We start from the raw sequence: 23,308 nt of genomic DNA on the forward strand, positions 1-23,308 counted from the left end.
GGTTAAAAAATTATTTTTGATTTAAAATACCCAAAACCGCAACAGCATGAGGAGTCATTGCCCCGCACTTATTGCAAACAGTATACACCGCTGGTACATATGGACTATTGATGCTTACATTGCCATCAATTTTATTTTGAAGCATAAGATTCCCAAAACCTGGTGCAATTCCTAAATCCTTACCTCCACAAGATGGACAAACTAGCTTTGCCCCCTTTTCCTTTAGTGTTTCTAAAATACTTTCAGGTGTGATGCTTACATCTGCCATCTGCAACTCCTTGCTTTTAAATTTAGATTTTATATTAAGACTATATTATACTTCAACTTTCTAATATTAATAATTTTTTTGCTGGATTAGATCAAAGTTTAGAAAAGCTTCAAGATTAAAAATCAGAGATATTGCAACCAGGCTAATAGTCAAATATTGCTTTAACAATCAGATATTCTTAACTTTGTTTTTGGTAAAATTTATTTTTCTTACGAAGCTTAGAAATAGAGCTAAATCTGGGTAAAGCTTTGGACTTTTCTTGGGATTTTTTTGTTTCATTTTAGCTTAGATTTATAGAAAGGAGCAGAGATGCAAAAATTGGAAGGTAGAGAGTATAATGTATTTGAGAGTTTGTTGAAAAATGCGAAAGCAAGAGGACCTATTAAGGTTGCGGTAGCACAGCCAACTGATGAGACAAGTTTGAGTGGGGTGGTGGATTCCTATCAAGAGGGGTTGATTGATCCAATTTTGGTTGGAGATAGACAAAAAATAGAAAGAGTAGCAAAGGAATTTTCTTTTGATATTTCTTCTTTTGAAATTATTGATGTGGTTGATGATAAAGAGGCTGCAACAAAAGCTGTTGAGTTTGCTACCAAGGGTGAAGTGAAGGCTCTTATGAAAGGGAACTTGCATACAAATGATATTATGGGCGCTGTTTTAAAGAGAGATGCAGGGCTAAGAACAGACAATAATGTTTCTCACGCCTTTGTTATGGATATACCCGCTTATCATAAGGCCTTAATCATTGCAGATTGTGCAATTAATATTGCCCCAGATGTTAATGCAAAAATGAGTATTTTAAAAAATAGTGTGTATCTTGCAAAACAACTTGGTATTGATAAGCCAAAAGCTGCATTGCTTAGTGCAGTTGAAATGCCTTATGAAAAAATTCAAAGCTCTATGGAAGCATTTGAAATTTCTCAAAGAGCAAAAGAAGAAATAAAGGATGCAATTGTTGCTGGACCTTTGGCATTTGATAATGCTATTTCAGCCTTGTCAGCAAAAATTAAAAAGATAGATTCTCCTGTATGTGGGGATCCTGATATTTTAATTGCACCACAAATTGAATCAGGCAATATTTTATTCAAAGCACTTGTGTATCTTGCTTATGCCAAGGTTGCTGGAATTGTTTTGGGTGCTAAAGTTCCTGTAATTTTGACCTCAAGAGCAGATAACGCAGAAGCCAGAGTTGCATCATCAGCTTTAGCTGTTATTGCAAGCAAATAAGATTAAGGAGAATTTATTATGAAAGAGATTATTTTAGTAATTAATGCAGGAAGCTCTAGTTTAAAGTTTAAAATCTTTGATTTGGAAAATCAGGCAATTGCTTCAGGACAAGTAGAGGGGATTGATCAAGCTCCTAGCTTTAAGGCAAAAAATTCTAAAGGTGAAGTAATTGCAGAGCATGCTTGGAGTGAAAAAGAAGCTCATAATCACGCACTTGTTTTAGAATATCTTATCTCTTGGATTATGGAAACATTTAAGGAATATAAGCTTAGAGCTTGTGGCCATAGAGTGGTTCATGGTGGAACAATTTTTAATAAGTCTGTGCGTATTGATGATAAAGTGATTGCAGATATTGAGAGTTTAGTACCTCTTGCTCCTTTGCATCAACCACATAATTTGCGTGTTATTAAGCTAATGTGCTCAATGTTCCCTGATATGCCACAGGTAGCTGTTTTTGATACAGCATTCCACCAAACAATGCAAGGAAATGCTACAATGTATGCCATCCCTTATTCTCTTTATAAAGAGGGTGTAAGAAGATATGGTATGCATGGGACTTCTTATGCTTATATTGCAAAGAAAATGAAGGAATCCTATCCAACTTTTGCGGATAAAAAATTAATAGTAGCTCACATTGGTTCAGGTGCTTCATTATGTGCAATTGAAAATGGAAAATCTGTAATGACTACAATGGGAATGACAGCTCTTGATGGTGTTCCTATGGGAACAAGACCTGGTTCAATTGATAATGGAATCCTCCTTTATTTAATGGAAAGTAAGGGATATGGTGTAGATGAGATTCGTGATTTTCTTTATTATAAGTCAGGAGTTGGAGGATTGTCTGAGTTTAGCTCAAACTTCTATACACTAGAGTGTAATACTGACAAGAATGAGGGTGCTAAGAGAGCATTTGATTTTATGACTTTTCGTGTAGCTGAGGAGATTGCTAGATTAATGGTATCTCTTGGAGGTTGTGATGGTATTATTTTTACAGCGGGTGTGGGTGAAAATTCTGCATATTTTAGAGCAGGTGTTTGTAAGCAATTGGCATATCTGGGTGTAAAAATTGATGAGTCTAAGAATGCTTCTAGAGAAGAGTTAATCAGTCAAAGTGATAGTAAAATTGCGGTATTTGCAATTCCTACAAATGAAGAGTTGATGATTGTTCTTGATACAATGGCTTTAAGCTAGGATTTTGGCATCCTCTATGGATGCCAAAATATTTTTATTCTTTTATTCTTTTATTCTTTTATTCTTTTATTCTTTTATTCTTTTATTCTTTTATTCTTATTGATATCTTTCCATTTCTTTTTATTAAGCAGTGTTTTTAATCTTTTTAAAAAACCAAAAAGACTAGGTAAATAGTAAATAATCAGAGTTTTTAGTGAAAGGAAGTCTTTATAGTTTTTTAGAGGGAGTTTTGGGGCATTATGACCCCCTATTTTTAGCTCATATAACATTGAGTAGGTGGTAGGTAGATAAAATTTCTTGATATATCTTTTGATGATTTTAGCCTCTTTTTCACTGTAGTTTTGATGGATGAGTTCATCAGTAATTATGCGATAGCTCTGGTAATTTAATAACAATCTTTGAGGGCTTATGATATTGGGCCTTGTGATACTATTTGCACTCAAAACACAGTTATAAAGAAAGGGCTTTAAGATCATTACCTTTTTAGCTTTTAAAAATAGCATGATTCCAAAGTTGTGATCTTCATAGATTATATCTTCAATAAAACTTAGATTATTTTCTTTAAAGAATTTAAAGGAGATTAAAAGACCCCATATAGCATGAAAATATTCAAAAGGAGAGGCTTTTACTACCTCTAGGCCGTGCAAAATTTCTTCTTTTGGAACATTTTTTAATAAACCATAACCTTGCTGGATATATTGATAATCACGCGAATATTCTTTTATTCCTGCTCCTACAACATCTAGATTATGCTTTTGTGCTACAACAAGCTTTTGTTCAATAGAGTTGGGATCTAAGAAGTCATCACTATCTAAAAATTCAATATAAGATACATCCTTGGGAGGAGGGGATAAAGAAATAATTTCTTTAAAATCTTTTAAAGAGTTTTTTAAAAAATCAATACCTCTATTTCTTGCCTTTCCAACTCCCCCATTGGGACAATCAATAAGAAAAAATCGTGCGTCTTTGAGAGCATATTGTTTGGCAATTGCAAGACTATTATCACTACTGCCATCATTAACTAAGATTGCATAAAAGTGTTTGTAGGTTTGATGAAGCAGGGAATCTAAGCACTTTTTGAGATGATCTTGTACATTAAAAATAGGAACAATAATGGCAACTTTAATGGGCTTAGTTTCTTTAATACTCTTGCTTTCTTCCATCCTTTCTCCTGCTTTTAGATATGCTAGTTTTTGATTCCAGCACCTACAAGGGTATGTAGATGTAGTACACCTTTTATATTTTTTTGACTATCTGTGATGATTAGTAATTGGATTTTGTTGTTTTCAATCAATTCAAGTGCTTGATGAGCGAGCATTAATTCATTTGTGCAGTATCTTGGATTTAGATTTGCATAATTTTTCACTGGAGAATTGAGGTTAAAATCCTCTTGCATCATTGCACGCCTTAAATCCCCATCACTTAGGACCCCATAGAGCTTGTTTTCCAAAGCGAGTATGGCTGTGCCAAGCCTTGCTTCACTCATCTTGATAATAGCGTCTTTTAGTGGCAATTGTGGGGAAATGATTGGCAAATTTTCTGTTTGCATTAAGTCTTTGATTTTTACAAAAAGTCTTTTGCCTAAGCTCCCACCAGGATGAAATGAGGCAAAGTCTTGCTTTGAAAAATTTCTTGCTTTCATCAAGCAAACCGCAAGAGCATCACCTAGAGCTAGAGTTAGTGTCGTGGAGCTTGTAGGGGCAGTATTGATAGGGCAGGCTTCTTTTTGTATAGAAATAGGGATAAAAAAATCCCCAAATTTTGAAAGTGAGCTATTTATATTTTTACTCATAGTGATAATTTTTGAAGCTAAACGCTTTAAGTGAGGGAGTATTGCTAAAAGCTCATCGCTTTCTCCACTATAGCTTATTGCAAGGATGATATCTTGTTTTTCTATCATTCCAAGATCTCCGTGCATTGCCTCTGTAGGATGTATAAAAAAGCTGGGTGTCCCAGTGCTTGCAAGAGTTGCTGCTATTTTTTTTCCAACCAAACCACTCTTTCCAACACCTATAACAATAAGTTTGCCCTTAGAATCTAAAATGCATTTGATAATACTATCCCAATCAATCTGTTTTTTGCTGGCATCTAAGAGAGCTTGTGCTTCAATCTCTAATACCTCTTTTGCAATTTGCTCAAAATCCATAACTTACCTTAAATATGAATGCACAACAATTGTTGGGTATTTTTTTGTCTTTTTAAATAAAAATTTTCTCAATGTATTTCTTAAATCATTTTCCAATAATCTATGATTTGCTATCACTTCTGGCTTAATGTTTTTAATATGGAGCTCTAATAATGCCCCAATTTCTTTTGTAAAGGCCTTTTCTTCTTTAGGATTTATAATTCCAAGAGAAGTGATTTGTGTTTCTTTAAGTAGTTTTTGCTCACCCTTATGGATAAAGGCAACCAAAAGAAGTAAGCCAGAATCTGCTAAAGTTTGTCTTTCTGTAACAACGATTTGATCAATCTCATTGCAAGCTTGATTATCAATAAATACCTTACCACTTTTAATGGTTTTTACTTTACGAATATAGCTAGGATTAACTTCAATTTGATCGCCATCTTCCATTAAGTAGATATTTTTTTCTAAAACACCACATTTGATTGCAGTTTCTTTATGTTTTGCCACATGATTATATTCTCCATGTACAGGGAGAAAGAATTTTGGTTTAATCAATCTTAGCATCAATTTTTGCTCTTCTTGAGCAGCATGCCCACTAACATGTATCTCACTAAAATCTTGATAAGCTACTTTTGCTCCAGCTTTCATTAGATAGTTTAATACAGTAGAAACCGATCCTTCATTTCCAGGGATTGCCTTTGCGGATATAATGACCATATCTGTAGGTTTAATTTTGACATGGCGGTGTTCATCTGTTGCCATACGATAAAGAGCACTCATTGTTTCACCCTGAGAACCTGTTGTGACAATTAATACTTCCTCATCAGGATAATTATTCACTTCATGTGCTTCTATAAAAATATTATGAGGCAATTCTATATAGCCAAGCTCTCTAGCTATATCAATATTTTTCTCCATTGATCTTCCAATAACAGCTACTTTTCTATTGTATTTCATACCATAGGTAATTGCCTGATAAACGCGATGAATATTAGAAGAGAATGTACTCATAATGACTCTTCCTTCAGCAGATTTAAATAAAGCATCAAATGTAGGACCTACACTTGCTTCAGATGCGGTATTACCACTTTTATGAGAGTTTGTCGAATCACTTAATAAAAGCATTACCCCTTGCTCTCCATAGTAAGCAAGACGATGTAAATCTGTAGGAAGATTGTCAATAGGAGTATGGTCAATTTTAAAATCTCCTGTATGGATAATGATGCCTGCTTCAGTCTTTATAGCAAGTGCTGATGCATCAATGATTGAGTGTGTAATATGAATCCACTCAATTTCAAAATCACCAATTGGGATAGGTCTTCTTTTTTCTACAATTTTGAAATAGGATCTAAACTTTTTTAACCCATGTTCATCAAATTTATTGCCAATCATACCAAGTGCTAAAGGGGTTCCATAAAGTGGAAATTGTAATTGTTTGTAGAGATAAGGAACTGCACCGATATGGTCTTCGTGAGCGTGTGTAATAACTACCCCAACAATCTTGTCCTTAATTGCATGAATATAACTAAAATCAGGAATTAAAATATCCACACCATGCATGTTTTCTTCAGGGAAGCTCATTCCAACATCAATAATAATGGCAGAATTCTCCGTTTCCATTACCATCATATTTCCACCAATTTCTCCTAATCCTCCAAGTGGTGTGATTCTAACTTTTGCTTTAGTATTAAGATTGAGTTTATAGTGAGGATTAAGACTGCTTTTTTGAATGCGATTATTGGCTTCAACTCCTTTCTTTAGATCTTTATGAAACCCTATATTGCTTTTTTCATTAACATTTTGAATATCCCTAACGCCATTATTGGATCGATCATTTTCTTTATTATTTTGAGCCTGAGCATTTTTATTTTTAAATACCCATTTTCTTGGCTTCTCTGTAGGGGTTTTTTCTGGAGTGTTATTTACTTCTTTTTCAGATTTTTCTTCGGAATTTTGTTTTTTGAATCTAGGTTTAAAATACCTTTTTTTTTGTGTTTCTGCTTTAGTATTTTCATTATTTTCCATCGTATTTATCCTTTTTATTTAGTTCTCTAAAAATTTGGTGATATGTTTCACTTAATAACTCATGTGCTCTTACATCTTCCATCAACCCTAATTTTTTAAATAAATCCTCAAGAATTTCTCTTTTATAGCACCTTGCAAGGTTTTTTAAAAGCTTTTTGCGTGGCGAACAAAATGCAACCTTTAAAAAATCTTCAAAACCACTATCTAATATATTAGCACTCTTTTTTACCATAAAGACTGATGATGTTACCTTTGGCATAGGCTCAAAAGCTTTTGCTGGAACATCAAAAAGTATTTCTGCACTTCCAAGAGTTTGGGTTAAAACACTCAATGCGCAAAAATCACTATCCTTACTTTTGGCACAAAATTTCTGTGCCACTTCTTTTTGGGTCATTACGATAAATCCTTTGCAATAAGGATCTCTTAAAACCCTTAGTATAATATGAGTAGCAATATAGTAAGGTAAATTTGATACTAAGATATAATCCTGATGGTGTAACCAACCCTCTTTTTTCTCTATGGTTAAAACATCCTGATTGATTAATTCAAGCCTACCTAATTCTAGAGCCCTAATATACTTTTTTCTGAGAAAAGAACACAAATCATTATCGATTTCATAAGCTTTCACTTGATAAAGTTTGAGCAACTCATCACTTAAATCACCCAAGCCAACCCCAATCTCTATAATTTGTTCATTTTGGTGTATGTTGGGAATGGATTGGACAATCCTCTCTACAAACTCCTTATCCTTTAAGAAGTTTTGACCAAATTTTTTCTTTGCTTGGTACCGCAAAGCCTTCCTCTCCAAAACTTTTTACCTATTCTATCTAAAAATTGTTGCATTTCTGTTATATTTTGGTTTGCTACTGGGCAAGTTGATGTATTATTTTAAAACTTGATTAAAGTTGGTATAAAAATTTAACAAGCTTTATGTTTTGAGTAAAGCAAGGGAGACAAATATAAGCCTTGATGGCTTAAAGATATTAATAATCACACTAGGATGTCCTACCATTGTTTTTATATTTAAGAGGCAGAAACTAGAGGTTAATATCTTTATTTATTCAAATAAAAGAGAGAATAAAATGTTTATTTGTGCAGGAAATGGAGAGGATTTCAAATTTGCTACAAGTATTGGTGTAGGACTTATAGAAAGCGCTATCAGTTTAACTCAAATTTGTATCAAGGATAAACCTAATTTTTTATGTTTTATTGGGAGTGCGGGAAGTTATGATTTTAGTCTACCACTGCTTGAGATTTGTATGAGTCAAGAATCTACCCAAATTGAAACTAGTTGTTTTAAAGATAAAAGCTACACTCCAATTCAATTACATCAAAAGAGTCTTGATAATGTTTCATGTGAAACAATTGATAAAATTAAATCTTTAGGACTAAGGCCTGTAGTTGTAAATTCAAGCAATTATATTACCACTAATGTGCAGATGGCTAAAAATTTTATACAACAAGGAATCTTACTAGAAAATATGGAGTTTTATTCTATTCTTTCTGTAGCAAAAAAATTTCAAATTCCCTGTATTGGGATTTTTTGTGTGAGTAATTATTGTAATGCTCAAGCGCATCAGGATTTTATGAAAAATCGTGATGTAATAATAAAAAAAATAGAAGAAGCTATAAGAGTAGTGAGTAGCGCTCAATCCTAAATTAAGGTATATTATTAAAAATCTTGTTTTAGCTTATGAAGAACAAGGCAGAATACTCCTAAAATTATAAGCGCACCCCACCAAAAACCTACCAAGCAAAATAAAGCGGTTAAAATTACCCCACAAAGACCCAAAAGAGGATGCTCGATAATGACTTTTATAAATAAAAAAAGAATGAGTAAAGCTACAGAGAATAATAAGATCATTATTTCCATTTAAGAACCTTTCTAATTTATAGAGATGTTTGGTTAATCCTTTGTTTGCCCCTTTAATTTTATATCGAGTTTTTTATTATAACCAAACCTTATATTGAGTTTATAATCATAGTTCTTAACTATTTAAGATAGTTGTTTGTAGCAGTATAAACCAAATATTTTTTGAGATTCCTCAATTTACCCCTCAAATGATTATAAATAAAAAAGAACTGCAGATTGATCAAACTTTTTTTGATACTGATAGGGAATAAAGAACAAGGTTTATAATGGGAATAAGTTGCCATCAACCATTCATTCTTGTATTGCAGTTTTCCTGCGATCATTGATGAATGAAATTAAAAATAGTATAAATAATAGTGTTGGTGGTGTCATCTATGATGGTTTTTAAGACATTAAATAAAAAATAATTATAAAATTTATTAATACTGCCACCAAAAACTCTTTCTACTTGTTATGTTATGAAAATTGAAGGTATTCCACATTCTATGTTGTGATGCAAACATATTATTCTCCTAATTTGCAAGATTTTAACCTGGATTTTACCCCCATCCCCACTTAAAATTGACTTAATATAGCAAGGCTTTTTTGTTAGAATTTCAAACAAAATTTTTAAAGAGATAAGAATGGAAAATATTTATAACTATACTTTAGAAGAATTAGAAAGCATGATCAAACCAAGCTTCAGAGCCAAGCAGATTTATCATTGGATTTATATTAAATATGTACAAGATTTTGATTTGATGCATAATTTACCCAAGCAACTAAAAACGGATTTAAAACAAGAATATAAAATCAAACATTTAGAACCTATAAAAGTAGAAATCAGTCAAGATGGCACAAAAAAATATCTTTTTAAAACATTAGATGGACATACTTTTGAGAGCGTGTTTATTAAGATGCGTGATAAAAAGTTAGATAGCCAAGGCAATATTATAGAGGGAGAAAAATATACTTTTTGTCTTTCAAGTCAGATTGGCTGCAAGGTTGGATGTGCATTTTGTTTTACTGCTAAGGGTGGTTTTATAAGAGATTTAAGTGCGGGTGAAATTGTGGAGCAGGTTGTTTGGTTAAAAAAAGATAATAATCTTTTGCCAGAAAAAAGAGTAAATATTGTTTATATGGGAATGGGAGAGCCTTTAAATAATTTAGATAATGTTTCAAAAGCAATCAGAATTCTAAGTGAATTAAATGGACTTTCAATTTCTGCTAGGAGACAAACAATTTCTACAAGTGGAATTGCTCCAAAAATTAAAAAATTAGGAGAAATGAATCTTGGAGTGCAATTAGCTATATCTCTTCATGCAGTCGATAATGCGCTAAGGACAAGGTTGATTCCAATGAATAAAGCTTATAATATTCAAAGCATTATAGAGGCAGTAAAAAACTTCCCTGTAGATACAAGAAAAAGAGTAATGTTTGAATATCTTGTCATAAAAGATGTGAATGATGATTTGCAAAGTGCTAAAGTTTTACTAAAATTACTTGATGGAATTAAGGCAAAAGTAAATCTAATATTGTTTAATCCACATGAAGGAAGTGAATTTAAAAGGCCGGATATGGAGCAAGTAAAAAAGTTTGCAGACTTTTTAATCCAAAGAGGATTACTTGCGACAATCAGAGAATCCAAAGGTATTGATATATCTGCAGCCTGCGGCCAACTAAGAGAAAAAACTTTGCAAAATGTTCCACGTGAAACAAAGGAATAGAATGGAATTGATAGACTTTTTGTTATTAATTTTTATCATTTTGGTATTTATTATAGGGATTGGTTATTACCTATTTATTGTATTTAAAACAAGGAGATAAAAGTGCTTGTCCATATTTGTTGTAGTGTAGATAGTCATTATTTTTTAAAAAAAGTAAAAGAACAGTATCCAGATGAAAAATTGGTAGGATTTTTTTATAATCCAAATATTCATCCAAAAGAAGAATATGACTTAAGATTGTCAGATGTAAAAAGAAGTTGCGATTTGCTTGGGGTTGAGCTTTTGGTTGGAGAATATGATATAAAAAATTGGTTTGATGGCGTTGTAGGATTGGAGAGTGAGCCAGAAAAAGGTAAAAGATGCAACCAATGCTTTGATATTAGATTGGTAAGAAGTGCCATAGAGGCTAAGAAACATAATGAGACAAGTTTTACTACTACATTGTTATCTAGTCCAATGAAAGAACAAAATATTTTATTTGATCAAGGTGAGAAAATTGGCAGGGATTATGGATTGGAGTTTATAAAAATTGATACAAGATCTAGTGGAGGAACACAAGAGCAAACACAGCTTGCAAAGAAGGATAATTTATATAGACAAAACTATTGTGGATGTATCTTTGCCTTAGCACAACAACGAGATAAACAAGGAAAAAAATCTTTAGAGATGATGAGTGATATTTATGGTAATAATCAGACAGGAAGCATCTCTAAAAGACAAGAAGAATTTGCAAAAAGGGATTATTTTGAGAAAGAAAATATTCCCTATGTCTTAGTACAAAGAAAAACTTTAGTTTATAGAAATTTATCTTGCCTATTACAAAATCAAAATGGAGTGATACCTAGTTATGCATTGATTAACTCCCAAAGCAAGAAAAAAATAAAAATTGGTGAAATTTTGTGGATAAAGCCAAAGCTAGAGCTTGAGGATTCTATTTATCAGGATTATTTGAAAAGTGATATCAAGATAGGTTTCTCAAAAAAGGAGGATAGTATTTTTGTCCCTCTTGATTGGATTAATCTCATACTTAAGAAAAATTTTTCGACTTTATTGGATTTAAAACAAAATGCTTTAAGTCTAGAGGATGAGTTTTATTTGCGTAAGATTTTGTGTGGTAGCCAGAGCATCAATCCCATTTTTCTTGTAAATAGTATTTTTGAGGCACCTGTTACCCTGGAGTTACAAAGTTTATTTCAAGAGGAAAGTGTTTTTAGCGTTGTGGAGTTTCTATAACAAACATTAAGTTTATTTTGATAGAATCTAGAGTTTTTTAGGCTTCAAATGGGGCCTGTAGATAATTCAAGCTTTAGTTGAGGTGTTGTCTATGCTAATGGATGTAAACAAAATAAAGAAGATTTTGCCACATCGATATCCTTTTTTACTAGTGGATAGGGTTGTGGAATTGAATGTAGGAAAAGATATCTGTGCCTATAAAAATGTAACAACAAATGAGGAAATTTTTCAAGGACATTTTCCAGGTCAGCCTATTTATCCTGGTGTGATGATTATTGAGGGAATGGCTCAAGCAGGTGGAGTTTTAGCTTTTGTGAGTGCTTGGGGCGAAGATGTAGAGAAAGCAAAAGATAAAATTGTTTATTTTATGACCATTGATCGTGTAAAGTTTAGGATACCTGTTGTTCCTGGGGATAGGTTAGAATATCGTTTAAGTGTAATTAAGAATAAAGGTGCAGTGTGGCAACTAGATGCAAAGGCCTATGTGGATGGAAATCTTGTTGCAGAGGCTGAACTTAAGGCAATGATTGCAGATAGAAAAGAATAGGAGAGTGGTTTGAGCAAGATAGCAAAGACAGCCATAGTTGCAGAGAGTGCAGTTATAGGCGAGGGTGTTGAAATTGGTGATTTTTGCGTCATTGGAGAGGGGGTGCAAATTGGTGATGGCACCAAACTCTATAATAATGTGACTATACTAGGAAATACTAAGCTAGGAAAAAATAATACAGTTTTTCCTTACGCAGTCCTTGGAACAATTCCTCAGGATTTGAAATATCATGGTGAATATGTGGAGCTAATTATTGGAGATAATAACTTAATTAGAGAGCATTGTATGTTTAATCCTGGAACAGAAGGCGGTGGTGGAAAAACAATTTTGGGAAACAATAATCTCTTTATGGCATATGTACATATGGCACATGACTGTATCATTGGTAATCACTGCATATTTGCTAATAATGCAACCTTAGGAGGACATGTTGTTGTAGGTGATTATGTTAATTTTGGTGGTTTATCAGCAGCCCATCAGTTTGTAAAAGTGGGTGATGGTGCAATGGTAGCAGCTGGTTCTATGCTTGCACAAGATGCTCCACCCTATAGTATTGTCGAGGGTTCAAGGGCTATTTTTAGAGGACTTAATCGCCACCGTATGAGAAAACTTTTTTCAAGAGAAGAGATAGATTTTATTAGTAGTTTATATAAGCGTTTATTATCTGGTAGCGATCTAATTACCAAACTTGCGGAGCAAGAGTTACAGGCAAATCCTGATAATATTCACACACAAAAAATTTGTAATTTTATTTTAGATTCTCAAAGAGGTATTCCTATTAGAAGAGGGGCAGGTAGTGAATAATCATAAAACAATACAATGCAATTTTTGTGGTAGAAATGGAGATGAAAATGAACTTTTTATCTGCGGTGATAAGGGTGCTTTAGGGGTAGAGGCATTTATTTGTAAGGATTGTATGGAATTTTTGTATCAAAGCTTTGTGGGATTGGATGAGGAGGTAGAACAAGAAACACCACTTAGTTTTGAAAAGTTTCCGACACCCAAAGAGCTTAAAGCGGTTTTGGATGATTATGTGATTGGTCAAGAAAGAGCTAAAAAGGTTTTCTCTGTTGCAATCTATAATCACTATAAGCGTATCTCAAATAAGGACAAGATTGATGATGGTGTAGAGATTGCAAAGTCAAATATTTTATTTATAGGTCCAACAGGTAGTGGAAAAACCCTTATGGCTCAAACTATAGCAAAGGCTCTAGATATACCTATTGCTATTGCTGATGCTACAAGCTTAACAGAAGCAGGATATGTTGGCGAAGATGTTGAGAATATTCTTACAAGACTTTTGCAAGCAGCAGATGGTGATGTTCAAAAAGCACAAAAGGGAATTGTCTTTGTAGATGAGATTGATAAGATTGCAAGGTTATCAGAAAATCGATCTATTACAAGAGATGTTTCGGGTGAGGGAGTTCAACAAGCTTTATTAAAAATTATTGAAGGAAGTGTTGTAAATATTCCCCCAAAAGGAGGAAGAAAGCATCCTAATCAAGAGTTTATTCAAATTGACACAAATGATATTTTATTTATTTGTGGCGGAGCTTTTGATGGGCTTTCTGACATCATCAAAAAGAGATTGGGTAAAAGCTCCTTGGGATTTGGTTTTGATAAAGTGCAAAAATTTAAAGAAAATGAAGAAGTGTTGCATCTTGTAGAATCTGATGATCTTGTTGCATATGGGATGATTCCAGAGTTTATAGGTAGATTACATGTTGTTGCCACTTTAGAGCCAATTACCAAAGAGGCAATGATTGATATCATGACTACACCAAAAAATTCTTTAATTAAGCAATACCAGAAACTTTTTTCTTTAGATGGGGTAAAGCTTGTTTTTGAAGATGAAGCATTAGAAAAGATTGCAGATTTGGCAATTGCTAGAAAGACTGGCGCAAGAGGATTGAGAACTATTATAGAGGGGATTTGCACAGACATTATGTTTGAACTTCCCGAAATGAGTGGATATGAAGTAATTATTGGACCTGATTGTGTTGATGGAAGCGCAAAACCCATTCTTATTAAGAAAAAATCAAAATAAAGGATTGTGATGCTATTAGATAGAATTATAGGACTATTTTCTCACGATATTGCTATAGATCTAGGAACAGCTAATACAGTTGTGTCAGTGAAGGGGCAAGGAATTGTGATTAATGAGCCATCAATTGTTGCAGTAAAAACAGATCGTTTTGATGGACATGGGGCAGTTTTAGCTGTGGGGCGTGAAGCAAAAGAGATGATAGGTAAGACCCCTGGTAGTATTAAAGCTATACGTCCAATGAAAGATGGTGTTATTGCAGATTTTGATATTACAGAGAAAATGATTCGATATTTCATTGAAAAAGCACATAGAAGAAAATCATTGATACGCCCAAGAGTAATGGTATGTGTTCCTTATGGACTCACAGGGGTTGAAAGAAAGGCTGTAAAAGAATCTGCTATGAGTGCAGGAGCTAGAGAGGTATTTTTGATTGAGGAACCTATGGCTGCTGCAATTGGTGCAGGATTACCTATCAGAGAACCACAAGGGAGTTTGATTGTAGATATTGGTGGAGGAACCACAGAGATTGGAGTAATTTCTTTAGGTGGGCTTGTTATTAGTAAATCCATTCGTGTTGCTGGTGATAAGATTGATTGCGCAATTGTAGATTATATCCGTAAAAAATATAATCTTGTCATTGGGGAGCGAACAGGAGAGGACATAAAGATTGAAATTGGCTGTGCTTATCCGCAGAATCCACCTCTTACAATGCAGGTAAAGGGAAAGGATCAAGTAAGTGGATTATTAAATTCTATTGAGCTTAGCAGTGAAGATGTGAGAGAGGCAATCAGGCATCAGTTACAAGAAATTGGCAATACCTTAAAAAATATTTTAGAAGTAATTCCACCAGATTTAGCAGGTGATATTGTGGAAAATGGAGTGATTCTTACAGGTGGTGGAGCTTTGATCAGAGGATTGGATAGATATTTGTCTGAAGTAGTTAAGTTGCCTGTAGCTGTGGGTAATGAGCCATTGTTAGCTGTAGCAAAGGGAACAAGCGAGGCGCTGGAGAATTTAGACTTATTACAAAATCTTAAATATGATTAGTAATGCGCTATAGGTCCTTATTTCTCATTTTATTTTTTATATTTTATTTTGCTATTGTATTTGTATTTAGCCAAGGGGTGAGGGACAAATTTTTTAAGGTTACAGGTGCAATTAAAATGCAGTATCTTGAGTTTTCCCAATCACTAGGAAAAAATTATGATAGATTTTTTAATCAGGCCAAGAGCATTGCCTTTTTACAAGAAAAATATAAAGAGTATCAAAAAATTGAACTTGAGCTCTTAGAAACAAAAAAAAGACTAGAGCAAGTTTTTGAGTTTGTTCCTCAACTTGATCTTTATCCAAAGGTGACCTTTGAGCCTGCATTGGTAATATCATATGTAGATTTTTTAGAGTATGATAAAGTCTGGTTGCATACTAAGATGCCTTATCAGAATAATAAGATATTTGGTATTGTTCAAGATGGGTATGCTTTGGGGATTGCAGTTGTAGATAAGGATCGGTTAGTTGGTCTATTCAATGGTAATGAGCAGTGCGGTTATAGCGTTTATATTGGCAAGGATAAAATCCCTGCAACCTTGCATTATAACCCTCAAAATAAAGAAACGGTTTTAGCTGATTTTATACCTCAATATTTTAGCATTCAAGCAGGAGATCAGGTTTTTACTAGTGGTTTGGATAATATTTTTGTACAAGATATTCCGGTAGGAGTGGTTGTTGAAGTAGTAGATAAAAATGGCTATATCACAGCAGTTGTAAAACCTTATGCAGATATAAAATCTCCCAAATACCTTTGGCTGATTAATAAGGAAAATATAGATGCACAATAATAAATTTGACAATCTTTTAACTCTACTAAAAGATGCGCAAAACAAGCACCAACTGGATATTGCCCTAAATTGTCTTTTAGAGATGATTGAAAAAGAGGTTTTAAATTCAAAAATTCCTACAGAGATACAAGAGATCTTTAGGGATAAAATTTATAATCTGGTAATTTTAAGAGGAGATATCGTAGATAAGCTTTATTTGGCTTTATATATTATTTATAAGGATTGTAAATTTGATGATAGATTCCTTAAAATAGAGGGAATTGCTAAAGAGGCAATGCTTCAAAATGGAATTAGTGATAATGAAAAATTGATGCTTTTAGAGTTAGCAGTGCTTGCAAAGATTTTGAAAGGAGAGGCAGATAACGCAATAGATTTTTACATTCAAAATATTGTCTTAATTGATATCCATGCTTTAGAATCTCAAAAGAGCGCAGAATTTATTTTACAGGCTTTTAAATACTTCAAAATCCCTTTTGAAACTCTGAAAAAAAACCTACTCCATATTTTAGATTCTTTTGATTCTTTAGACTATAAACAAAAAAGATCTTTTTTTAATTGGCAACTGCATATTTTCTGGAATGTCACACACTATTTTAATCATAAGGGTTGGTTAGATTTTTATGATATTTGGAAAGGCATTTTTTATCAGGAAGTGCAAAAAATTGAAGTCTCAAGTATGGATTTTGCGCTCTATTTGCATTTTTTTATTTATCATATGTGCGGTAATAACTTCTCCTCTCAAAAAGACTGGGAAAAATTTAATACAGAGATTACGCTTTATGCATCTTCTTATTATAAGGACTTTGCACAAAAATTTGAATTGCCAAAAGCTCAAAGACAAGATACAAAAATCATTGGTATTTTAAGAGATCGTATTGTTGAGAATTCTCCTTATAAGGTTGAGTATAGTTTTTTAAAAACTCTATTGCAAGATGAGGATTTTAAAAAAAATTACAAAATCAAAATCTATTTAATGAGTTTTATAGAAAAAAGTGATAATGACTTAGATATTGTAAAAAACTATGTGGATTTAGGAGTAGAAGTCTTAGATGTAGGACAAGAATACAATAAGCTGGGATATTATAATTCTCATTTAGGAAAAGCTCTGGCTTTGCGAGATATGCTTTTAAAAGATCAGGTAGAGTTTTTAATCAGCCCAAATAATGGTTATGGAATTAGTGATTTTATTTTATCAACTCGCAGTTGTCTCAAACAGATTTTTTGGAGTCATGGTAATTTTGTTTATGATGGGGATTTTCTAGATACAAAGATTACACATATTTGTGGCAACCAAGAAAAAATTCTGCATCAAGGGTATAATTTTAGAGGTATTCCTGTAAAGATGGATAGATATTTTTATAATCCAGATATTAGTGAAAATGCAGTAAAAAAAATTAGAGATTTATATCCTAAGGATGCTTATATTCTAGGCAACATAGGGCGTTTGGTAAAAATTGACAATGAAGTATATCTGCAGACAATCATTGATATTTTAAGGGATAATCCAAAAACTATATTCTTAGCTTGTGGTTCTGGAAATATTGAAGAAATCAAGATGAAGATTCAAAACATAGATTCTTCTTTGATGCATCGATTTTATTTCACAGGTTTTGTAGATAGTGCGGTTTATGGGCATGTGTTGGATTTATGGCTAGATAGTTTCCCTATGCAACAAGGAGAAAGCAGGATAGAATTTAGTGCAAAAGATAAATTAAGCCTAGTGCTTTCAGAAGAATCTTTAGACCAGAGAAGAAATCGCTTGGAACAGTGGTTCCAAATCCATCAAAAATTGCTTATAGACATTGCTTTAAAATATAAAATTACTGAGGAAGAAATCCATCAGTTTCTATGTCAGGATAATCTGCTTGTAGCATTTTGTATCAAAGACTATATTGCAAAAGCAAAAGAGCTCATTAATCTCCCAAAAGAAAGCCTAGAGCAATTAATCATTAAACAGCGTATTATTAGAGAGGTAAATGACACTTTAAGACAAAGACTTGGCAAAAAATTATTTTTAGAGATGCTAAGTAGTTTATGAGAATATTAGTTTTATGTGCAGCAAATCCTGCAACAAACCCAAGACCTTCAAGAATGATTGATAATCTTAAGGAAAAACATATAGTTACAGCGATGGGTTTAAATAGTTCTCCAATTGATGATGTTGAGGTTCTAAGCTATAGCAATTATAAAAAAAGAAATATTTTTCAAGAAATTTGGCTTTATATCAATGTTTTGTTTAAAAGATGGGATCGCTTAATTTTTACGAAAAATCGCTTAGAAATTCAAACTTTTTTAAAAAGAAGAGATTTTGATCTTATCATCTGCCATGATTTGGTTTTGCTCCCAATAGTGCTAAAGAACAAACAAAGTGCAAAGGTGCTTTTTGATGCAAGAGAGTTTTATCCTAAGCAATATACAAACTCTCTAAGGTGGAGAATCTTATTTCAAAAATTTAATGATTTTTTGTGTAAAACTTATATGCCACAAGCAGATAAGGTGATAACTGTTGGAATGGGGATTAAAAAAGCTTATCAGAACTTTTATCAAGTAGATAGTGAGGTTTTTTACTCACTAAGTAAATTTTATGATCTCTCTCCAAGTCTTATGCAAAATACACAAATAAAAATGATTTATCACGGGTATGCTAATAAAGCAAGAGAGATAGAAAAAACAATTGAAATTATGGATTATTGTCAGGATGATTTTTCCCTAGATTTAATGCTGATTTGTTATGACAAGGGTTATTTAAAAAAGCTTGAGAAAATGGTATTGCAACGCCAAAAAAGAGGCAAAAAGATACGGATTATTCAACCTGTAAAGTTTGAGGAGCTTATTACCTTTAGCAATCAATATGATATTGGAGTATATGCGCTTCCAAAATCTAATTTTAATTTAGAATTAGCAATGCCAAATAAATTTTTTGAATATATTCAATCAAGATTGGCACTTGTTACCATACCTCATAAAGAAATGGAGTGGTTTATCAATCGCTATCAAAATGGAATTGTATCCAGTGATTACACACCAAAATCTATTGCACAAGCCCTGAATTCCTTGAGTAGAAGTGAGATTATGAAAATGAAAATACGATCTCATACTATTGCAAAGACACTAAGCAATGAACAAAACAAACAAAAGATAGCAAATATTTTAAAGGAAATCTTTACTTATAAAATATCATAAGCAGATTCCATTGCCTCTTATCTTTTTAATAAATTAGAGATTGGCAGAAGAGTTGGATAACTTATTTTTTATAAAAAATATGATTGATAAATAGGGCTAAATTTTTTAAATTTAGCCTAAAAATAGATTTCTTTAGTATCTCAAAAATATTTTTATTTCATCCCCACTTGGATCATTTTGCGTCTTAAATAAGCAATCTTGCTTTGAAGAGGTAGTTCCTTGGGACAAGAATCATGACAAGCCAGTAAGCTCATACATCCAAACACTCCCTCATCATTACCTATAATTTCATAAAAATCTTCGTCACTTCTTTTGTCATGAGGATCTAGCATAAACCTTGCAACCCTATTTAATCCAGCTGCACCCACAAAATCTTCACGCATTAGCTTGGTAGCACAACCTGCAATACAGCAACCACATTCTATGCATCTATCTAGTTCAAATACTTCCTGAGCAACATCAGGATCAATTTTTTCTTCTACTTTGGTAATATCTACAGGATTATTGCTATGAATCCACCCCTTTACTCTTTTAGTCATACCTGCAAACCACTCCCCAGTATTAACACTTAAATCTTTGATTAGTTTGAAAGCAGGTAATGGCATTAATGTGATCACATCTTCTTTAAATTCTTGAGTGAGGGTTTTACAAGCAAGCCTAGCCTTGCCATTAATCATCATCCCACAGCTCCCACAGATTCCAGCACGACAGACAAAATCAAAGCTTAAATCAGGATCAAATTTTTCTCTAATCATATTCAAGATAATAAAAATACTCATAGAGTGGGCTTCTTCAATTTTATATTCTTTGAAATGGGGTTTTGATATGGCACTTTGAGGGTCAAATTTTAAAACCCTTATGGTTAAAATCCGTGGCTTCATTATTTATCTCCTAATCTTTGATTTTTGGCTTTGTATTGTGCCAAAAGTCTAAAGGGCATCAAGGCCTCTTGCAAGTCATATCTATCCCCACCTTTTTCTTCAATTTCTTGAGTGATTTTTTGTATCTCTTCATCACGTTTAGCCTTATTGGGATGAGGAATAAAATTGCCCTTTAATCCATATCCACGCCAATCAGGAGTAAGCTCCATCTTCATTACATCCAATTCTTCATATTCTATTGTTGGTAAAGTTTGATTCTCATCACTCCAAGAAGTAAGAGTGCGCTTTAGCCAGTTTGCATCATCTCTTTTAGGATAATCTACTCTTGTATGAGCCCCTCTAGATTCTCTTCTCTCCAAAGCCCCTTTTGTTACACAAAGTGCAAGTTTTAGCATTTTGGGAACCCTATAGGCCTCTTCAAGCTCAGGATTATTATGAAGTTTTTTATTTTTTACTTGAATATTTTTACTTCTTTTATAAAGATCTTCCAATTCATCTAATGCTTCTTTTAGATTCTTTTCATCTCTAAAAACCCCTACTTTCTCATCCATTATTTCTTTCATTCTATTTTTGATTTTAAAGACATCTTCATTGCCATTATTATTAATGAGTGAGAAGAGATAGTTTTCTTGATTTTTTATAAAAATTTCAATTTGTTGCGTAGCAATGCTGATATTTGCTTCTTGGCAATGTTGTGTAAAATAATCCCCAATAATCATACCAGCAACCACGGCTTCACTTACAGAGTTTCCACCTAGGCGATTAAATCCGTGTAGGTCCCAACAACTTGCTTCACCCGCACAAAACAATCCCTTTAGATGCGTTTCACCCCTATAATCTGTTCGTACTCCCCCCATAGAATAATGTTGCATAGGGCGGATGGGAATCCAATCTTTTGCAGGATCAATTCCTGCAAAAGTAATAGCAATATCTTGCACATCACGCAAATTCTTTTCTATGTGCTTTCTTCCTAAAATAGATATATCCAGCCATACATGTTTTCCATATGGAGAATCCACACCCTTGCCTTTTTGGATATGTTCCAAGATTCTGCGACTTACGACATCTCTACTAGCTAATTCTTTTTTTTCTGGCTCATAATCAGGCATAAAACGATACCCATCTTTATCTCTTAAAACTCCACCATCTCCACGACATCCCTCTGTCATCAAAATGCCACTTGGAACAAGACAGGTAGGATGGAATTGGACAGCTTCCATATTTCCTAGTTTTGCAACTCCACTCTCCAGAGCAATTGCTATCCCAATACCCTCGCAAATTACTGCATTTGTAGTATTGGCATAGATTCTCCCATAGCCACCTGTTGCAAGGAGAGTTCCCTTTGCCACATATGCACTAATTTCACCATTTACCAAATCTCTTACAATTGCACCATAACAAGTATTGTTTTCATAAATTAATGCAATCGCTTCTTTTCTGTCTCTAATATCTACTCCATATTTATAAGCCTCATTTGTAACAGCATAAAGCATACTATGTCCTGTAGCATCAGCTGTGAAGCAAGTTCTCCACTTTTTGGTTCCTCCAAAATCTCTACTTTGAATAAAACCTTCTTTTTGGCTATCTTCAGTAATAGCTACGCGCTCTCCATTGATAATAGCTTCTCTCTCTCCTGCCTTAATTCTAGTCCAAGGCACCCCAAAGCTTGCAAGTTCTCTAATAGCCTTTGGGGCAGTTGTAACAAACATTCTAGCAACTTCTTGATCACAACCCCAATCGCTCCCTCTTACAGTGTCTAAAAAGTGTAGGTCTTCGTTATCTCCCTCACTCATCTTTCCATTTCCAAGACTTGCTTGCATACCGCCTTGTGCTGCAGCAGAATGGCTTCTTCTCACAGGAACTAGGCTTAAAACTATGGTATTAAGTCCTTGTTTTTTTGCTGAAATGGAGGCTCTAAGCCCTGCTAATCCACCACCTATAATCAAGGCATCGCAATATGTAATTTTCATCTACAACCCCTTTGAATTTCCAAACTTTTTATCATCATACTGCTTGTAGTAGTCAATAGATTTTTTTTCTTGCCCCAGTCCAATTTTTACATATGCACCAAAGCTTAAAAGCCCAAGGACAATAAAAAATATACTCATTAAAGTTTTGATTTTTCTAAGATTTTTAATTCCCAATCTCTCAAAAAATCCCCATTTTACACATAAGCGATAAAGTCCTATACTGCCGTGTATTTCCACAACAAAAAGCAAAACAATATATAAAATCCAAAAATTTTGATGAACAAAGCGATAAGAAGAAGCATTTGGACCTATATAACTAGGTTGTGTGAGAACTACAAAAAGATGAATACTTGCTAGAAAAAAGAGCATAAAGCCACTCACAGCCTGAAGAAACCAAAGACTTGTATCACTATGTTTCATTAAATACTTATGAATTCTTAGAATCTGGAATTGTTTGTAAGTAATGGGAAATTTTCGTAGGGCTAAAATAGAGTGCAATATAAAAGCAATAATCACAACTCCAGCAACAAGGCTAACTAAAATAGGTTTTCCTTCTTGAAAAAATAAACTACCCTCAAAAAACTTCGTAACAAAATACATCGCTTCTTGACCCAGTAAAATACTTGATACAAAAAACAAATGTATGATCATAAAGATTGCTAAAAATAATCCAGAGATGCTTTGAAGAAAGTCCAACTTCGCGGGATATTTACTTTTTTCCTTGCAAGAGTTAAAGCCTAAATATTCCTTGATAATTTTATTATCTTGCATATTCTTCCTTAAACTTTAAAAAAATCAACGCATTATATTTTTTTTTAAAATTCCTGTCAAAATTTTTAACATAAATAATCTAGCCAAACTTAAGATAAGGTCTGATTTTATCTATCTTAAAGATTTCTGATTTTTAGCAAAATGCTGATTTTGAGATTTTTTGTATTGCCTTGCGTTATAAAGAGGGATTCTTGCACCAAAAACCTCTCAATATCACAAAAATCTTTTTTGTGGATAAATATCAAAAACTTTGGAGTGTTTTATAGCCAAGAAGTTAATACTGGTTGCATAGATTCTAATGATTACACAAGGGACAAGATTATTTTTATCTTTAAAAGCAATTTTTCAAGCTTTAAAAAATCATCCATAGGTTATTTTAACACTATAAAAGTTTTTAATTCTGTCTTAGTGTAAGCAATTTCTTTT

At 33.1% G+C, this 23,308-nt stretch carries 20 protein-coding genes and 1 pseudogene; 12 read left to right on the plus strand and 9 right to left on the minus strand.

From position 1 onward, the window contains the following. Window positions 1-10: 10 nt before the first annotated feature. A complete protein-coding gene (locus C6H31_RS00815; protein ID WP_104696917.1) occupies window positions 11-268 on the minus strand; it encodes a hypothetical protein in 258 nt (85 codons plus the stop codon). 309 nt (window positions 269-577) lie between these two features. Here C6H31_RS00815 and C6H31_RS00820 point away from each other — a divergent pair, with 309 nt between their 5' ends. Both C6H31_RS00820 and C6H31_RS00825 read left to right on the plus strand, forming a co-directional pair. Next, a complete protein-coding gene (locus C6H31_RS00820; protein ID WP_104696918.1) occupies window positions 578-1,495 on the plus strand; it encodes a bifunctional enoyl-CoA hydratase/phosphate acetyltransferase in 918 nt (305 codons plus the stop codon). An 18-nt stretch (window positions 1,496-1,513) separates the two neighbouring features. Beyond that, window positions 1,514-2,686 carry an acetate/propionate family kinase gene (locus C6H31_RS00825; protein ID WP_104696919.1) on the plus strand — a complete coding sequence of 391 codons (1,173 nt, stop codon included), beginning with the start codon at window positions 1,514-1,516 and terminating at the stop codon, window positions 2,684-2,686. A gap of 473 nt (window positions 2,687-3,159) precedes the next feature. Here C6H31_RS00825 and C6H31_RS07160 read toward each other — a convergent pair. From C6H31_RS07160 to rsmA, 4 genes and pseudogenes are all read right to left on the minus strand, one after another. Further along, window positions 3,160-3,849 (minus strand): annotated as a pseudogene (locus C6H31_RS07160) (glycosyltransferase family 2 protein); the annotation flags it as partial. 23 nt (window positions 3,850-3,872) lie between these two features. Then, a complete protein-coding gene (locus C6H31_RS00835) occupies window positions 3,873-4,832 on the minus strand; it encodes a KpsF/GutQ family sugar-phosphate isomerase (RefSeq protein ID WP_104696921.1) in 960 nt (319 codons plus the stop codon). Window positions 4,833-4,835: 3 nt separating this feature from the next. Next, window positions 4,836-6,836: a ribonuclease J gene (locus C6H31_RS00840; protein ID WP_104696922.1), complete on the minus strand. Its 2,001-nt coding sequence runs from the start codon at window positions 6,834-6,836 to the stop codon at window positions 4,836-4,838. Further along, the gene (rsmA, locus tag C6H31_RS00845; protein WP_104697356.1) at window positions 6,826-7,629 is read right to left on the minus strand and encodes a 16S rRNA (adenine(1518)-N(6)/adenine(1519)-N(6))-dimethyltransferase RsmA; all 804 of its coding nucleotides are present in this window, start codon (window positions 7,627-7,629) and stop codon (window positions 6,826-6,828) included. Before rsmA ends, C6H31_RS00840 begins: the two co-directional genes overlap by 11 nt. A 289-nt stretch (window positions 7,630-7,918) precedes the next feature. Between rsmA and C6H31_RS00850 the strand changes: the two genes are divergently transcribed. After that, on the plus strand, window positions 7,919-8,494 hold the full coding sequence (locus C6H31_RS00850; RefSeq protein WP_104697357.1) for a phosphorylase family protein: 576 nt from the start codon (window positions 7,919-7,921) through the stop codon (window positions 8,492-8,494). Window positions 8,495-8,508: 14 nt separating this feature from the next. On the opposite strand, the gene C6H31_RS00855 is transcribed toward C6H31_RS00850, so the two are convergent. Next, window positions 8,509-8,709 (minus strand): hypothetical protein, encoded by a 201-nt coding sequence (locus tag C6H31_RS00855; protein WP_104696923.1) that lies wholly within the window; start codon window positions 8,707-8,709, stop codon window positions 8,509-8,511. Window positions 8,710-9,332: 623 nt separating this feature from the next. Between C6H31_RS00855 and rlmN the strand changes: the two genes are divergently transcribed. The 9 genes from rlmN to C6H31_RS00900 all read left to right on the plus strand — a co-directional run bounded on the left by rlmN (window position 9,333) and on the right by C6H31_RS00900 (window position 19,260). Beyond that, window positions 9,333-10,415, plus strand: a complete 1,083-nt coding sequence (gene rlmN, locus C6H31_RS00860) for a 23S rRNA (adenine(2503)-C(2))-methyltransferase RlmN (RefSeq protein ID WP_104696924.1) — start codon at window positions 9,333-9,335, stop codon at window positions 10,413-10,415. A 102-nt stretch (window positions 10,416-10,517) separates the two neighbouring features. Next, window positions 10,518-11,648 carry an epoxyqueuosine reductase QueH gene (locus tag C6H31_RS00865; protein WP_104696925.1) on the plus strand — a complete coding sequence of 377 codons (1,131 nt, stop codon included), beginning with the start codon at window positions 10,518-10,520 and terminating at the stop codon, window positions 11,646-11,648. Between the two features lie 91 nt (window positions 11,649-11,739). Continuing rightward, complete coding sequence (gene fabZ / locus C6H31_RS00870; RefSeq protein ID WP_104696926.1) at window positions 11,740-12,195, plus strand: 3-hydroxyacyl-ACP dehydratase FabZ; 456 nt, start codon at window positions 11,740-11,742, stop codon at window positions 12,193-12,195. Window positions 12,196-12,204: 9 nt separating this feature from the next. After that, window positions 12,205-12,999: an acyl-ACP--UDP-N-acetylglucosamine O-acyltransferase gene (lpxA, locus tag C6H31_RS00875; RefSeq protein ID WP_104696927.1), complete on the plus strand. Its 795-nt coding sequence runs from the start codon at window positions 12,205-12,207 to the stop codon at window positions 12,997-12,999. Continuing rightward, window positions 12,992-14,242, plus strand: coding sequence for an ATP-dependent protease ATP-binding subunit ClpX (clpX, locus tag C6H31_RS00880; protein ID WP_233709921.1), 1,251 nt, complete (start codon window positions 12,992-12,994; stop codon window positions 14,240-14,242). The genes lpxA and clpX overlap by 8 nt, the downstream gene beginning before the upstream one ends. Before the next feature lie 9 nt (window positions 14,243-14,251). Next, window positions 14,252-15,289, plus strand: coding sequence for a rod shape-determining protein (locus tag C6H31_RS00885; protein ID WP_104696928.1), 1,038 nt, complete (start codon window positions 14,252-14,254; stop codon window positions 15,287-15,289). A 2-nt stretch (window positions 15,290-15,291) separates the two neighbouring features. After that, a complete protein-coding gene (gene mreC, locus C6H31_RS00890) occupies window positions 15,292-16,077 on the plus strand; it encodes a rod shape-determining protein MreC (protein ID WP_104696929.1) in 786 nt (261 codons plus the stop codon). Beyond that, entirely contained in the window at window positions 16,067-18,115 is a 2,049-nt protein-coding gene (locus C6H31_RS00895) for a hypothetical protein (RefSeq protein ID WP_104696930.1), read from the plus strand. Before mreC ends, C6H31_RS00895 begins: the two co-directional genes overlap by 11 nt. Further along, window positions 18,112-19,260, plus strand: coding sequence for a capsular biosynthesis protein (locus tag C6H31_RS00900; protein WP_104696931.1), 1,149 nt, complete (start codon window positions 18,112-18,114; stop codon window positions 19,258-19,260). Before C6H31_RS00895 ends, C6H31_RS00900 begins: the two co-directional genes overlap by 4 nt. A gap of 152 nt (window positions 19,261-19,412) precedes the next feature. Here C6H31_RS00900 and C6H31_RS00905 read toward each other — a convergent pair whose 3' ends face one another. From C6H31_RS00905 to C6H31_RS00915, 3 genes are read right to left on the minus strand one after another with little or no spacing between them, the layout of a single operon-like run. Further along, window positions 19,413-20,141: a fumarate reductase iron-sulfur subunit gene (locus C6H31_RS00905; protein WP_104696932.1), complete on the minus strand. Its 729-nt coding sequence runs from the start codon at window positions 20,139-20,141 to the stop codon at window positions 19,413-19,415. Then, window positions 20,141-22,111 (minus strand): fumarate reductase flavoprotein subunit, encoded by a 1,971-nt coding sequence (locus C6H31_RS00910; RefSeq protein WP_104696933.1) that lies wholly within the window; start codon window positions 22,109-22,111, stop codon window positions 20,141-20,143. Before C6H31_RS00910 ends, C6H31_RS00905 begins: the two co-directional genes overlap by 1 nt. Then, window positions 22,112-22,882 carry a fumarate reductase cytochrome b subunit gene (locus tag C6H31_RS00915; protein ID WP_104696934.1) on the minus strand — a complete coding sequence of 257 codons (771 nt, stop codon included), beginning with the start codon at window positions 22,880-22,882 and terminating at the stop codon, window positions 22,112-22,114. It lies immediately after the preceding gene. Window positions 22,883-23,308 lie beyond the last annotated feature (426 nt).

The organism is Helicobacter sp. 'house sparrow 1', from assembly GCF_900199585.1.
In the GTDB taxonomy this organism is placed as follows: domain Bacteria; phylum Campylobacterota; class Campylobacteria; order Campylobacterales; family Helicobacteraceae; genus Helicobacter_H.